This is a genomic window from Candidatus Nitrosopumilus sediminis (assembly GCF_000299395.1).
Lineage (GTDB): Archaea > Thermoproteota > Nitrososphaeria > Nitrososphaerales > Nitrosopumilaceae > Nitrosopumilus > Nitrosopumilus sediminis.
Genome location: NC_018656.1, coordinates 360,461 through 373,794, shown reverse-complemented (window position 1 = coordinate 373,794; position 13,334 = coordinate 360,461). Strand labels below are relative to the sequence as shown.

At 35.2% G+C, this 13,334-nt stretch carries 16 protein-coding genes; 5 read left to right on the top strand and 11 right to left on the bottom strand.

Features of this window, described 5'->3' with window-relative positions; all coding sequences use genetic code 11:
* Window position 1: 1 nt before the first annotated feature.
* From leuC to NSED_RS02235, 3 genes are read right to left on the bottom strand one after another with little or no spacing between them, the layout of a single operon-like run.
* Window positions 2–1,417, bottom strand: coding sequence for a 3-isopropylmalate dehydratase large subunit (leuC, locus tag NSED_RS02245; protein ID WP_014964621.1), 1,416 nt, complete (start codon window positions 1,415–1,417; stop codon window positions 2–4).
* Window position 1,418: 1 nt separating this feature from the next.
* On the bottom strand, window positions 1,419–1,910 hold the full coding sequence (locus NSED_RS02240) for a LeuD/DmdB family oxidoreductase small subunit (protein WP_014964620.1): 492 nt from the start codon (window positions 1,908–1,910) through the stop codon (window positions 1,419–1,421).
* Window positions 1,907–3,178, bottom strand: coding sequence for a 3-isopropylmalate dehydratase large subunit (locus NSED_RS02235; RefSeq protein WP_014964619.1), 1,272 nt, complete (start codon window positions 3,176–3,178; stop codon window positions 1,907–1,909). The genes NSED_RS02240 and NSED_RS02235 overlap by 4 nt, the downstream gene beginning before the upstream one ends.
* A gap of 73 nt (window positions 3,179–3,251) precedes the next feature.
* Between NSED_RS02235 and NSED_RS02230 the strand changes: the two genes are divergently transcribed.
* Window positions 3,252–4,028: a coenzyme F420-0:L-glutamate ligase gene (locus NSED_RS02230; RefSeq protein WP_016940072.1), complete on the top strand. Its 777-nt coding sequence runs from the start codon at window positions 3,252–3,254 to the stop codon at window positions 4,026–4,028.
* Between the two features lie 49 nt (window positions 4,029–4,077).
* A complete protein-coding gene (locus tag NSED_RS02225; RefSeq protein WP_014964617.1) occupies window positions 4,078–4,632 on the top strand; it encodes a hypothetical protein in 555 nt (184 codons plus the stop codon).
* 2 nt (window positions 4,633–4,634) lie between these two features.
* On the opposite strand, the gene NSED_RS02220 is transcribed toward NSED_RS02225, so the two are convergent.
* Complete coding sequence (locus NSED_RS02220) at window positions 4,635–4,961, bottom strand: hypothetical protein (protein ID WP_014964616.1); 327 nt, start codon at window positions 4,959–4,961, stop codon at window positions 4,635–4,637.
* Window positions 4,962–5,065: 104 nt separating this feature from the next.
* Between NSED_RS02220 and NSED_RS02215 the strand changes: the two genes are divergently transcribed.
* Window positions 5,066–5,599, top strand: coding sequence for a hypothetical protein (locus NSED_RS02215; protein WP_014964615.1), 534 nt, complete (start codon window positions 5,066–5,068; stop codon window positions 5,597–5,599).
* On the opposite strand, the gene NSED_RS02210 is transcribed toward NSED_RS02215, so the two are convergent.
* Genes NSED_RS02210 through NSED_RS02195 form a run of 4 tightly spaced genes read right to left on the bottom strand, consistent with a single transcriptional unit; the run spans window position 5,592 to window position 9,151 of the window.
* Window positions 5,592–6,032 (bottom strand): hypothetical protein, encoded by a 441-nt coding sequence (locus NSED_RS02210; protein WP_014964614.1) that lies wholly within the window; start codon window positions 6,030–6,032, stop codon window positions 5,592–5,594. The genes NSED_RS02215 and NSED_RS02210 overlap by 8 nt on opposite strands.
* Before the next feature lie 51 nt (window positions 6,033–6,083).
* Window positions 6,084–7,046, bottom strand: coding sequence for a 2-oxoacid:ferredoxin oxidoreductase subunit beta (locus NSED_RS02205; RefSeq protein WP_014964613.1), 963 nt, complete (start codon window positions 7,044–7,046; stop codon window positions 6,084–6,086).
* Window positions 7,036–8,946 carry a 2-oxoacid:ferredoxin oxidoreductase subunit alpha gene (locus tag NSED_RS02200; protein WP_014964612.1) on the bottom strand — a complete coding sequence of 637 codons (1,911 nt, stop codon included), beginning with the start codon at window positions 8,944–8,946 and terminating at the stop codon, window positions 7,036–7,038. Before NSED_RS02200 ends, NSED_RS02205 begins: the two co-directional genes overlap by 11 nt.
* A 49-nt stretch (window positions 8,947–8,995) precedes the next feature.
* Window positions 8,996–9,151, bottom strand: coding sequence for a hypothetical protein (locus tag NSED_RS02195; RefSeq protein WP_193353270.1), 156 nt, complete (start codon window positions 9,149–9,151; stop codon window positions 8,996–8,998).
* Between the two features lie 53 nt (window positions 9,152–9,204).
* On the opposite strand from NSED_RS02195, the gene NSED_RS02190 reads away from it, so the two are divergent.
* Complete coding sequence (locus NSED_RS02190; RefSeq protein WP_014964610.1) at window positions 9,205–10,173, top strand: 2-hydroxyacid dehydrogenase; 969 nt, start codon at window positions 9,205–9,207, stop codon at window positions 10,171–10,173.
* A 195-nt stretch (window positions 10,174–10,368) separates the two neighbouring features.
* Here NSED_RS02190 and NSED_RS02185 read toward each other — a convergent pair whose 3' ends face one another.
* Together NSED_RS02185 and NSED_RS02180 are read right to left on the bottom strand one after the other, a co-directional pair.
* Window positions 10,369–10,740, bottom strand: coding sequence for a ChuX/HutX family heme-like substrate-binding protein (locus tag NSED_RS02185; protein WP_014964609.1), 372 nt, complete (start codon window positions 10,738–10,740; stop codon window positions 10,369–10,371).
* A 26-nt stretch (window positions 10,741–10,766) separates the two neighbouring features.
* Window positions 10,767–11,048: a hypothetical protein gene (locus tag NSED_RS02180; protein WP_014964608.1), complete on the bottom strand. Its 282-nt coding sequence runs from the start codon at window positions 11,046–11,048 to the stop codon at window positions 10,767–10,769.
* 107 nt (window positions 11,049–11,155) lie between these two features.
* On the opposite strand from NSED_RS02180, the gene NSED_RS02175 reads away from it, so the two are divergent.
* Window positions 11,156–11,980 carry a CBS domain-containing protein gene (locus NSED_RS02175; RefSeq protein ID WP_232212313.1) on the top strand — a complete coding sequence of 275 codons (825 nt, stop codon included), beginning with the start codon at window positions 11,156–11,158 and terminating at the stop codon, window positions 11,978–11,980.
* Here NSED_RS02175 and NSED_RS02170 read toward each other — a convergent pair.
* Window positions 11,977–13,272 (bottom strand): NAD(P)/FAD-dependent oxidoreductase, encoded by a 1,296-nt coding sequence (locus NSED_RS02170; protein WP_014964606.1) that lies wholly within the window; start codon window positions 13,270–13,272, stop codon window positions 11,977–11,979. The two genes, NSED_RS02175 and NSED_RS02170, sit on opposite strands and share 4 nt — an antisense overlap.
* Window positions 13,273–13,334 lie beyond the last annotated feature (62 nt).

Below are 13,334 nucleotides of genomic sequence, written 5' to 3'. Positions count from 1 at the left end.
GTTAATTCAAATCCATTTTCCTAACATCTACAAAATGTCCTTTGATTGCAGCTGCTGCAGCCATTACAGGACTAACCAAATGAGTTCTGCCACCAGTTCCTTGTCTTCCTTCAAAGTTTCTATTAGATGTACTTGCACAACGCTCACCTGGAGATAAGATATCAGGGTTCATTCCAAGACACATACTACATCCAGCTTCACGCCATTCAAAATTAGCATCAATGAAAATTTTATCCAATCCCATTTCTTCAGCTTGTTTTTTCACCATTTGAGAACCAGGTACAACCATAGCTTTTACAGAAGGCGAGATTTTCTGTCCCTTGATTACTTTTGATGCCTCAATAAGATCTTCTAATCTTGCGTTAGTGCATGAACCAATAAACACTCTATCGATTTTGATATCTTCGATTGGAGTGCCAGGTTCTAAATCCATGTAATCAAGTGCTTTTTCAGCTCCCTTCTTTTGATTTGGATCACCCTTGGAGAATTCATCAGGTGATGGAATAGATTCAGTCACATCAGATGTCATGCCAGGATTTGTTCCCCAGCTTACTTGAGGTGCAATATCATCAATGTGTAAAGTAAATTGTTTTTCAAATGTCGCATCACTGTCTGTCTTGAGATTGTCTCTCCAAGAATCAACTAGGGATTCATAGTTTTTTGGAGTGTATTCTCTACCCCTCAAATAATCAAAAGTTTTTTCATCAGGAGCTATCAAACCTGCACGAGCACCTGCTTCAATGGACATATTGCAAATAGTCATTCTTTGCTCCATCGAAAGATCACTAATTCCTTCACCACGATATTCAATTACTGTGCCTGTACCACCTCCTGTTCCTATATTTTTGATAATTGAGAGAACTATATCTTTGGCAGTCACGGCATGAGGGTTTTTTCTTTTTCCTTCAACTCGGATTTCAAAAGGTTTTGGTTTTTCTAGCCACATTGTTTGAGATGCAAGTACATGCTCAACATCACTAGTACCAATACCCAATGCAAGAGCTCCAAATGCTCCATGTGTTGATGTGTGGCTGTCACCACATACAATAGTAGTACCAGGTAAAGTGATTCCCAATTGAGGACCTATCACATGAACTATTCCTTGATTAGGACTGTTAATATCAAATAGTTTAATTCCAAAATCTTTACAGTTTTTTTCCAAGGTTTTGATTTGTATAGATGATGTTTGATCTAAAATTGGGAGTGAGCGGTCTGTTGTCGGAACATTATGATCCATCGTAGCAATAGTAAGATCAGGTCGTCTGACTTTTCTATTATTCATGCGCAACCCATCAAAGGCTTGTGGAGAAGTTACTTCATGAACAAGATGTCGGTCAATGTAAATCAGGGATGGATTATTTTCTTTTTCAACAACAATGTGTGATTCCCAAATTTTTTCAAAAAGAGTTTTTCCCATTTTAATCCTGGTCTGGCTTGTACTTGAAGAGCCCACCTGCAGCAATTATCTTTCCGATAATTTCTGAAAAAGGTTTCATTTTGTATGTTTGATTTTTTGTTATATTTTTAATTTCATTTACAGATACGTCAATTGTGATTTCATCACCATCTGAAATTCCATCATATGCATCCTGTTCAATTTCAATAGGTAACAAAAACGCACCATCAACTGCGTTTCGGTAAAAAATTCTTGCAAAAGATAATGCAAGTACTGCCTTTATTCCAGAATGAGACAACGCAATAGGAGCATGTTCACGTGATGAGCCACAGCCAAAATTTTTCCCAGATAAAATAAAATCGCCCTCTTTTACTTTAGAATGAAAATCAGGATCTAATCCCTCCATTGCATGAGTTGCAAGTTCTGCATAATCATGTACTTTGAGATATTGGCCTGGAATAATGACATCTGTGTCAATATTATCTTGAGCGTATTTTATTACGTTGCCTTTCATGGTAAATCCCTCGGATCAGTTATTTTTCCAGTCACTGCAGAAGCTGCTGCAACTAGGGGTGATGAAAGATACGTCTGAGACTCTACATGTCCCATTCGACCAGGGAAATTTCTATTTGTTGTACTGATACAGATTTCATCTTTTGCCAAGACGCCCATGTGTGCTCCACAACATGCGCCACATGTCGGAGGTCCAACTGTTACTCCAGCATCTAAGAAAATCTTTAGTAATCCATTTTCCATAGCTCGTTGATAAATAGAAATTGCTGCAGGTAAAATTTCTGTTCTAATCTTTACCTTTCTTCCTTTGAGTATGCTTGCTGCAGCTACCAAATCTTCGTATTTTGCACCAGTACAAGAACCAATGTATGATTTGTCCAATTCTACAGAAGGTGCTTCTCTTACAACACAGATGTTTTCAGGAGAAAATGGTTTTGCAACAGTCGGTTCCATCTCAGAGGCCTCATATTCAAACACTTTAGCATATTCAGAATCCGCATCACCTTTAATCAAATTCATGTTGGTAGCTCCTCTTTGAGAAAGATAGTCAGATACTTTTTGATCTGGCTCTACAATACCATTCTTTGCTCCAGCTTCTGTAGTCATGTTACATAATGTCAATCTGCTTTCTACAGACATTTCATCAATTCCACTACCTCCAAACTGCATAGTTCTATATGCACCTCCATCATTTCCTATATCACCAATAATTTTTAGAATAAAATCTTTGGCCATGACATGTTCAGGTAATTTCCCATTTAGCTTAAAGTAGTAAGTTTCTGGAACCTTGAACCAAATTTTTCCATTCAGTAAGACATAAGCAATATCAGTATGTCCTAGACCACAAGCAAAAGCACCCAAAGCACCTGTTGTGTTTGTATGGGAATCACCGCCAACATAAATTTCACCGGGCAAGACCATGGCTTCTTCATGAGATATAGTATGACAAATTCCATATTGGCCCATTCCATATTTGAAGTGTTTTTCAATTCCATAGTTTTTTGTAAAGTTTGATAATTTTACAATATTTTCAGCAGATACTTTTTCTGCAGAAGGGACAAAGTGATCTTCAGCTACCCAAACTTTGGTAGGATCCCATAGTTTGTCTACTGAAAATCCTTGTTTCTTTAGTTTGTCAAATACCTTGATCACGCCTGGTCCAGACACATCATGCATCATTACCTTGTCTACATTAGCAAAAACCACATCATCTGGGGAAACAGAAGATTTTCCAGCACCACGTGCAAGAATCTTCTCAACAATGTTCATGATAAAAAAAGCTTGTTCTACAGATTAAAAGCTTTTCAGAACAATAAAAAAGAAAAAGAACACTCAGAATAATGTGCAATTAACAGTTTTACCACTCTTAGCTGAAAGGATGGAGGGAGAATTTGATGTATTTGAGGCCTTACTAAAAACACTGGAGAAAAACAATGCAGAATTAAAAGACGGAGATGTTTTAGTAATTTCAACAAAATACATCTCAAATTCTCAAGGAAGAATAGTTGATTTAGAAAAAATTAAGGCTTCAGAAGAAGGCATACAGATTTCAAAAAAATACCAGTTAAAATCAGAAATTGCTGAAATAATTATTAGAGAATCAGATAAAATTTTTGGAGGGATTGGAGGATTTGTTATCACGTCATCAGATAGTATCATGGCTCCAAATGCAGGGATCGATAAATCAAATGCAAGAAAGGGAAGAGCAATACTATATCCAACAAATCCGTATCAGACATCTGAAGAAATTCGTAGAAAGATTTTCTTAAAATTCTTCATTCACGTAGGAGTAATTCTAGTAGACAGCAGATTGATGCCTGCAAGAATTGGTACATCCGGTGTTGCAATTGCATGTGCAGGAATAGAACCAGTCTTGGATATGAGAGCAAAAAAAGATCTTGACGGAAATCCACTAAAAGTTACATTTCAAGCGGTAGTGGACAATCTTGCAACTATTGCAAATCACAAGATGGGGGAAGGTGCCGAATCAAAACCATTTGCAATAATTAGAAATTCAGATGCAAAGCTCACGGACAGGAAAATTAGTCCGTCGGAGATGGCAATTTCACCAGATCAGTGTGTTTACGTCAGAGGGCTATCAAATCCCCCAAGCATCTAGCCTGAAACTTGGTTCTGCTTTAAATAGAGGAATTTGTTGAAAAAACTAAATGGAGTACTTTACCACATATCCGAAAACTATATCGTTTTTTGATGGGATTAAACACAAAATCGATATAGATAGTAAAGATGGCGTAGAACAACTCCACATTGTAGTAAAAAAAAGTTTTGAAGAACTAACAAAAATTTTCACAAAAGAGGGATTTACCAAAGTAAAACTTGAACATAAACAACCAGATCAAATTGGAAGTGGTCTTAATCTTAAATTGAAAAAACCATGGGAGATGCATATTAGAATGGTAGATTTGAAAAAAGGACTAATCGGAATTCACGCAGAAGTAGAAGTGTCAAGGGATTATCTTCAACATTTGTTTTCACAGAGAACACCAGTTGTTTACGAAGTGGAAGAGATTATGAAAAAATACCAAATCGACTATAGTATTTGGCATGATAAAATTAAGAAAAATATTCACGCCATTGTAGATAACTACAAAGTAAAACTTGCAACCCCAAGCATCCCAGTGTTTGCATGGAAACCAATGTTATTTGTAATTGGAACTATTGCAGCATTTTATGGTTGGAAATACTTTAACACAATCTGGTAGGACTAGACACCCAAAGTTTCAGCCTTACTTAATTCTAAAAAGACTTTATCCCCAACTGAAAGACCCAACTCTTTGTATTCATGCATTTCTAGTTTTAATTGAGTGATACCAGATTGCATACCAATTCCGCCCATTCCAGACATCATCTTGTTCAAATCTTTCATCATGTCATTCATGTTTGAGAACCCCATAACTTTTGGGCTACCAAAAGGTGGTTGTTGAGTTTGAGTTCCTTCTTTGAGATCCTTCAGAGATGATAATGACACTACAACATATGGTGCTCCATCAGGTGCAGAATCAATGCTTTTTACTACAAATTCTTTCTTCATATCTATACTCACCTCTAATTCCACATAATTTTAATTTTAAGGTTGATTTGTACTAGTTTAGACAGATTTGAAGCTTTAATTACAATTTTTGGGATTTTAAATCATTGTCAGAAAATGTGAAAACGACATTACGATATTATGGAATTTCACCTTGGGAGATCGAAGTTCTTTATGGGTTTCTCAATTCCCATTTTACCATAATTCAGGACGAAATTGAAGCAAATGACGATAATTTTGTTAGTTTTCTAGATATTGATATTCCACTACAATTCAATGAAGAGTTTTTTCAATGGTTTGAGTTCAAACGTTGGGAGAAAATCAAAGCTGTTTTCAAAGAAATGAAGCGAAGAAGAGGCAGCGGTAATGCTTTGAAAATTGTAATTAATTTTTCAGGGAATCCAAAAATAGTTTTCACCGTAGACATTGAAGACAAGCAATGGTTTGATAACGCACTAGAAAAAATTGATTTTGTTTTGGAATTATTACCATTTCACCTAGATCCGGAGAAACTACCATCAGAGATTACAAAAATAATATACAAATTTGATTCTAAATCAATCAGATGGCGTTTAGACACGGCATCAACTGAAAATAAAAAGTATACATTCAGAGGAGATTCGTGGAAAGAGATTATTTGAGATCTTTTTGCAAAGGCTCAAGTAATTCATGAAGTTCTTTGTATTTTGATTCTAAAAATTCTAACGCATCAATTAATTTTTTAGACTTTCCATATTTGTAACGAATTAGTTCACGATGATGCCAGAACGTTTTGCCATCTTCAACAGACAGAGTTGTAAAATAATCAGTCCCTTTCATAGAATCAGGAAGTTGAACATCATGGGGAAATAATAATTCAACAATAAACCACTCATCTCCATCAGGATAATCAGAGCCAGTCTCTACATCAAAAAACACATGAAGCAAATCAGATTGCATCAGACCACCATCATTGATTAAAGGATGTTTTACAGAAGACTTTTGAAAATCTAAATTCAAAAGCTCAGGTTCAAAAAAACCCTTTATGATAGATTTTCTAAATATTTTGTTTGATTCATTAATATTCAAATGCAAAATAATATTCAATGAAACTTGCCTATAACTTCTTAGGTCTAAAACAAAAAACTATACTTCTAGAGAATCCAAAATCTTTGAAATATCAGTATTAGGGTGACCGTTTTTGGAGATATTTTGTTTTGCAGGAGGATTTTCCAAATAGTTTGGAATCTTATCTTTTACCCTCTGAGTATAAGGTGAAACCAGTTCATTTTTGTAAAATACACCTATAGGGATTTTGTTTCCCCATTCGAGAGATTTGATCAAAGCTTGAGATAGCTTCTCGTTGACTTCAACTTCAGAATCATAGTGGACTACTGGCTCATACCCTTGCTCTTCTAGTTTGTATATTCTAGAATGTCTTTTTTGTGCTTCATCAACTAAATCGGTTCCAGCATACCAGTCTCTAGTGTTTAGATCATTGTAAGTTGGACATGGCTGTAAGACATCTAAAAATGACAAGCCCTTGTGGTTTACTGCTTGAATTATCAAATCTTTGAGATGTCGTACATCGTATGAATACCCTCGAGCTACAAATGTAAAACCACTTGCAACTGCCAATCCAATTGGATTAACATTTGAGTTTGTGTTAGGAGATGGTAGTGATTTTGTCTTTTCACCGAGTTTCAAAGTAGGAGAAGCTTGTCCCTTTGTTAAACCATAAACTCCATTGTCAAAAATTATGTAAGTCATATCCACGTTTCGTCTTCCAGCAGCAACAAAATGGCCGGCACCTATTCCTAAACCATCACCATCTCCCCCTACTGCGACAACAGTAAGTTCAGGATTTGCAATCTTTGCGCCTTGCGCAAATGTCAATACCCTTCCATGTAATGTATGAATTCCATACGTGTTGATAAAATGAGAAGTTTTGCCAGAGCACCCAATTCCAGAAAACATTGCAGCCTTGTCTCGTTCTATTCCCATCTCAGCTAATGCCATTTGGATTGCATTGACTATTCCAAAGTCTCCACAACCAGGACACCAATCGTTATGGACATCTGTTTTGTAATCAGCTAGTTTAAGCGCCATGCATTAGTACCTCTCGTTTGTTTGCTTTATTTTCAACAATTTTCTTAAGTGAGTCATAGACTTCGGTGCTAGTCATTGCTCTGCCAGAGTATTTTAAGATAAAGTAATCAACATCACGTCCAATATTTTGTTTGAAGAGTTTTCCCAGTTGTCCTGAATGATTTGCTTCAATGTCAATGATGGTCTTGACATCGTTTAGCAGAGAATTAACGTAATCACTTGGGAATGGATGTAGTAATTTTAATTGGATAAACCCAATTGAGATGCCTTCTTTTTTGAGCATCTCTAATGCATCAAGTATTGGGCCTTTGGCAGATCCCCATGAAATTATAGTGTACTCCTCAATGCCAAATGACTTTGCCTTATCATCATCAGGAATCTCTTTTAGAATCACATCTAGACGGGACATTCTCTTATCCATCATTTTTACACGTAAAATAGGATCTTCAGTGATATGACCTGTTTCATCAGATTCATCACCAGTATTCCAGAATATCCCATTATCAAGTCCTAATCTAGAACGAGGAGATATTCCATCATCAGTGAACTCAAATCGCCTGTAATCACCATCTATTTTTTCTAAGAGTTTTCCTCGATTGATGGAGATTTTTTGTGGATCAAATCTCTTACATGTAATAACAGAACTTGCAAGAAACTTGTCCATTAGATGAATTAAAGGAACCTGGAAAATTTCAGCATAGTTAAAACAATTGCCAGTATCATAGAAACTCTCTTCAATATCACCAGATGCATACACAATTTTTGGAAAATCACCATGGCCTGCAAATATTGCAAAAAGCAAATCATCTTGACCGTGTCTTGTAGGAAGACCTGTTGAAGGCCCACTTCTTTGATAATTAGTGATTACTATAGGAACTTCATTCATTCCTGCCCAACCCAGCATTTCCATCATCAGCGCAAATCCTGGACCAGATGTGCAAGTTGCAGAACGAGTTCCAGTTAGTGCACCGCCAATAGTCATACCCATTGCACATATTTCATCTTCAGCTTGTATTACTGCAATAGAACCAGGCCTATCATCAACAACATCTAAAATCTCATTTGTTTCTAAGAAAACAGATTCATCAGATGCAGGAGTAATAGGATAGTATGGTTGGAATCTACAACCGCATGCCATTTTTCCTAAAGCAGTTCCTTGAAAACCTTGAACCAAAATTGTTTGAGGTTCTTTTTCTGTTTCAGGTAAAGTATGATTAAAATTTTCAAATTTTGCAGTTGCATAATTGTACGAATAGTTTGCAGTCTCTTGGTTGATCTTTGCAATCTCAGGCTTTTTTGAGAATATTGATCCTATAGTTTTTCGTAAAGAGTCTGGCGGCATCTTAACTAATCCCAATGACAACGAGACTCCAATTACATTATACATTCTGACTAGTCCACGGAAACGCGGATTTTCAGTTTCTTCAGAAAGAGTTTCAAGTATTGTCTTAAAAGATACTGGAAATAGTTTTACGCCATTTTCCTTGGCAATTTCCAACACACCTGCAATTGTAAAGGGTTTGTTTTTTGATTCCAATTCTTTGTGCAATCTTTCTTTGAATGGAGCATCAAGCGTATGTACAGCATCTGTTTTTGTCTCCTCCAAATCAGAATCATAGATTATTCCCCCACCAGAAATCAATTCATCATAATGTCGAAAAATTGTTTCAGCATCAAAAGACGCCATAAGATTTACGTCATTTACATTTGAATTGATTTTTTTATCAGCAACTCTTACCGTAAAATAACTGTGTTCACCTTTGATGTTAGAATAAAATTCTCTCTTTCCAAAAATTTGGTATCCCATTTCTGCACATACTTGAGAAAATATGTTGGCAGCTGATTCTACACCACTGCCTTGAGGGCCTCCAATTAACCAAGTAAAATCTACTGAACTCACAGATTTTCACTCATTTCCTGAATTTTAATAGTATGATAGTTCATTTCTTCTAACCTCCGGTAGCTGCATCAAACAAAGCACATTCACATTTATCACGCTCACCACAATAAGGACATACGCATACACATTTTTCAATTGAATTTCCACATTCTACACAAATAGCAAATTCTTCTATTTGTTCCTCTCCTTCAGCCTTTGAAGACATCACAGGAATTACAAAGAAATCGTATAAATGGTTTGAGATTAATGTCAAGACTGATGAAAAACAAAGTCTTTCTAACAAGAACCTTACACGACTTTGCACTAAAAGAGTTGAAAAAAAGATATCAGGTTGAAATTCACTCTGGAAAGATTCCAATACCTAAAACAAAATTGCGATCAAAAATTAAAGAGATTGACGGACTCGTATGTTTTCCATATGATAAGATTGACAAAGAAGTTATCAATTGTGCTGAAAATCTTAAAGTGATTAGCACATACAGTGTAGGCTTTGATCATATAGATACAGAGCATGCCAAGAAAAAGAAGATTCGTGTTGGATACACTCCAGAAGTATTAACAGACGCAACAGCAGATCTTGCATTCTCATTATTACTTGACATCTCAAGAAGAGTGTCAGAAGGGGACAGGATTATTCGAAATGGCAAATGGAAAGAAATCTACGGAGCATATGATTATGTCGGAGTTGATCTTCAGGGCAAGACACTTGGGATTTTGGGTTTGGGTAGAATTGGAAGTACACTTGCTAAAAGAGCAAAGGCATTTGATATGAAAATAACATATCATAACAGAAAACATGTTTCAAAATCTAAGGAAAAATCACTAAATGCAAAATACGTATCATTTGAAAAACTGATTACAGAAAGTGATTTTATTTCCATTCATGTGCCTCACACAAAGGAAACAGACAAGTTGTTTGACATGAAAATTTTGAAAAAAATGAAAAAAACGGCATTTCTAATTAACACATCAAGAGGAAAGGTAATCAATGAAAAAGATTTAGTAGTTGCTTTGAAGAAGAGGGTTATTTCAGGTGCAGGATTAGACGTGTTTGAGACTGAGCCGATCAGTGGCAAACATCCTTTTGTCAAACTATCAAACATTGTGCTTGCCCCACACATAGGAAGCTCATCAAAAGAGACAAGAGCTAAAATGGCACAAATTACTGTTAAAAATCTGGATCTTGGAATGAAAGGCAAGAAGCCAATTTACTCTGTAGGGTACTGACTTTTACGCTTGAGACGACATCGCATAAAATGTGCAGTTTTTATAACTAAATGGGTGCATTAAAGCAGAATGAAAAAATTCAAGCATACAAATGAAGAATTAGAATTAGCTAAGGTACAAACTGAAAAAGATAAGAAGAAGAAAGAGTCTCAATAAAAGATTTTTTTCCTTGTCTTTTTCAGACAAGGTTTTTTTTTAAAATTGAATTTTAGAAGTGAATTTTTGCTTTAATTGATCATAGATTATTTGTCTTTCAGGAATTAGCTGCTTAGAATCATCATACATTTTTGTAAAAAACACTGCAACAATTCTATCACCTTTTTCATCAAAGAAACGAACACTGAAACTTGTACGTTCAGGTTTTTTTTCCTCCACAAATTCTGCAGATTTTATCAGTTCTGAATTGACATGGAGGTGCGCAGGACCATCGTTTTCGCCAATAATAATCCATTTTTCTTTCTGCCTTATGCTAAGAGGGCTTCGAACCTCGCTTACCGCACCGCTGTTTTTTACAATAAGTAAGAGATCATCAATTTTGACTAGATCTGATAACAATTCTAAAAGCATTACAAAATATTATAATTGAAATTATTTCAGTTTTTTGAGCGATTCATGTCAATCTGAACAAAATCATCAGAATCACCATGAACACAATCAGTACCTACTGCCTTTACAGGTGAAAAACTAACCTTTCCATCATGCATCTTGCCTTCATTTTGTAAAATGCCTATTTTGCCAGAGACAATCTGTTTATGTTTCTGACAAGTCAATCCCACCATATATTCATCATCTCCGGAAACAATTGATATAATAAATTCAGGTGGATTTACACATGCTTTTCCCTCCTCCTTTACAGAACACTTGTCAGGCAGCATAGAATGAATTGAATTTTTGTATGATATTAAGCTTAATTTGAAGAGATTCAGGTTTGAAAATAATAATTGATTTTATTTAATGTGAATATCATAGCTAGTGTAGAGATATGAGTACGACGCCAATATCTGAAATGTCACTTGAATCACTGTTTGGAGATTCTTTAACAGCATCACTTTGTGTCAATATTGAGAAAGGTACTGAAACATGGGTTGCGACAGGGATGCTTGTACAGCAATTAGAATCATTTACTGATTCTGTAGTTGTACGTGAAAATGATAAACCGATTGGAATTGTGGGTGGAAAAGACATCATAATTCCTTTAGTAGAGAATCCAAATTCAAGTTTGTTCTACAATACTACAGTAGAGAATGTAATGGAAAAAAGATTTCCAACAGTAACAGGAAAATCAAAACTAAAAGAATTGGTGGGTTTTTGGAAAGACACAAGAAGAGCATTTGCTGCAATACCCAATGAGTTTTCAGATTATTCAGCATTGTCTGCAAAAAAACTTCTAGAAGTGGGAATTAAAGTTAGGACGGAAAGATCTATTTCCAAATTACCTAAAAAGAAAACAATTACGTTTAATGAAAAAGACACAATAGGGGAGGTTTTGAATTCCATGCTAGAAATTAATGCGAGGAGACTTTTTCTTGCAGATTCTAACAAATTTATCAATGATAGAATAATTCTTCAAAAAATCACAGAGGAGTTGAAATGTCTTAAAGAAACAGAAAATTTTATGGATTTGCCAACTAGTGAATTTAATCTTGAAGAAGCAAAGAACATTACAGAAGATTTGAGAATTCAAGAAATTTCAAAAATCATGTATGAGATGGAACATCCATGCGTATTGTTCCAGGATCAAATTATCACGCCTTGGGATATTTGTTTGAGTTTATTATCAGAAGATATAACAGAATATGAAAATTAAAAAAGATCGATAATTTCATCAAAATCCCAAAATGATTCTTTGGGTTTTTGGGGATAATCCAGGAATCCTTTATCTTGTAATGTTTTTACAATAAATGCAGAATAAGCTGGAGCGCCAGTTGCCCCTGGAGAGTTATAGTTTACAATATGAAATGAATTTTTCCCGACAATCTCCAAAATATCTTTAACAAACTCGCCCTTTGGAGAAATTACAGGAGTTCGAATTCCTGCTGTTCCGTGTCGAGTAAAGTATTCAGGTTGAACTTTTGGAATAAATTGCTGAACTCGGTGAACCATTTTTGTTTTTGAAATAGAGCTAAGGAATTCTTTAGACAGCATAGATAAGAAACTGCGATTTGTGAGAAGACGTCTAACATTTCCTCCAAATATTTCACGAATTTTAGCTACTGCAACATTTAGTTCACCTGTATAGCCCTCATATGTTTCAGGAGTTGCCACAGGAACTGCATTAGGACCAATCTCAGTTGTACCATCAGCTCTTTTAATCCAATGAGGATCTAAAAATGGAAATTCAGGAAATCTTGCAACAGTGTAGATATTTGTTTTAACTAAATCTGCATGAATTTTATCAGATACCCAATATTCTCCTCGAAAATGAAGATCATCGTATTGTTTTGCAAGATTACATTTTTTAGCAATATCTAATGAATTGCCACCAGAACAATTTATCATAAATTTTGCAGTCAAAGTTGAATTATCAGAAAAGGTAATTTCTGCTTCTGAATCATCATTAACATCTAGTACATCTTTGTTGAATAGAAACTCGGTTCCATGTTTTTCAGATTCTTTATGTAACTCTCTTGTAAAAACTCCATAGTCAGTTGATACATCTCGTGAACAATAAAGTCCAGAATATGCATGAAGGTTAGGCTCTTTTTTTAAAAGTTCATTTGAATCAAGCAAAGCAATTTGATCATCAGGAATGCCATTTTGTTTAGACCATTTAAGATATTTCTCTAATGTTTTATGTTGATGTTCATCAGATGCTACCTCAATTGTTCCAACTTCAAACCAAGGTAAGGATTTTTTCTTTGCAAAAATTTCCCATAAATCATGAGATATTAAAGAAGATACTGATGAAATTTTTCTTTTTGAAGGATCCAAGTAAAAAGGCGAATGGACCACTCCTGTATTTCTACTACTAGTGTGCTTTGCCACATCATCTTCTTTTTCAATTACGCAGACTTTAAGATCATACAGTGTAGACAACCAATAGGAGATTGATGTACCTAAAATCCCCCCACCTATTATAGCAACATCATATTTGTTCATAATGAAATAGTGTATTCCTTATCATTAATTGATTTTGATTGTTTATCGGGATTCAAATCCAT

Coding starts and splice junctions, on each gene's coding strand:
- NSED_RS02175 (WP_232212313.1), top strand. CDS start 11,156: ATGAGTACGACGCCAATATCTGAAATGTCACTTGAATCACTGTTTGGA.
- NSED_RS02170 (WP_014964606.1), bottom strand. CDS start 13,272: ATGAACAAATATGATGTTGCTATAATAGGTGGGGGGATTTTAGGTACA.
- NSED_RS02185 (WP_014964609.1), bottom strand. CDS start 10,740: ATGCTTTTAGAATTGTTATCAGATCTAGTCAAAATTGATGATCTCTTA.
- NSED_RS02240 (WP_014964620.1), bottom strand. CDS start 1,910: ATGAAAGGCAACGTAATAAAATACGCTCAAGATAATATTGACACAGAT.
- NSED_RS02235 (WP_014964619.1), bottom strand. CDS start 3,178: ATGAACATTGTTGAGAAGATTCTTGCACGTGGTGCTGGAAAATCTTCT.
- NSED_RS02220 (WP_014964616.1), bottom strand. CDS start 4,961: ATGAAGAAAGAATTTGTAGTAAAAAGCATTGATTCTGCACCTGATGGA.
- NSED_RS02205 (WP_014964613.1), bottom strand. CDS start 7,046: ATGGCGCTTAAACTAGCTGATTACAAAACAGATGTCCATAACGATTGG.
- leuC (WP_014964621.1), bottom strand. CDS start 1,417: ATGGGAAAAACTCTTTTTGAAAAAATTTGGGAATCACACATTGTTGTT.
- NSED_RS02195 (WP_193353270.1), bottom strand. CDS start 9,151: ATGTCTTCAAAGGCTGAAGGAGAGGAACAAATAGAAGAATTTGCTATT.
- NSED_RS02180 (WP_014964608.1), bottom strand. CDS start 11,048: ATGCTGCCTGACAAGTGTTCTGTAAAGGAGGAGGGAAAAGCATGTGTA.
- NSED_RS02225 (WP_014964617.1), top strand. CDS start 4,078: ATGGAGTACTTTACCACATATCCGAAAACTATATCGTTTTTTGATGGG.
- NSED_RS02190 (WP_014964610.1), top strand. CDS start 9,205: ATGAAAAACAAAGTCTTTCTAACAAGAACCTTACACGACTTTGCACTA.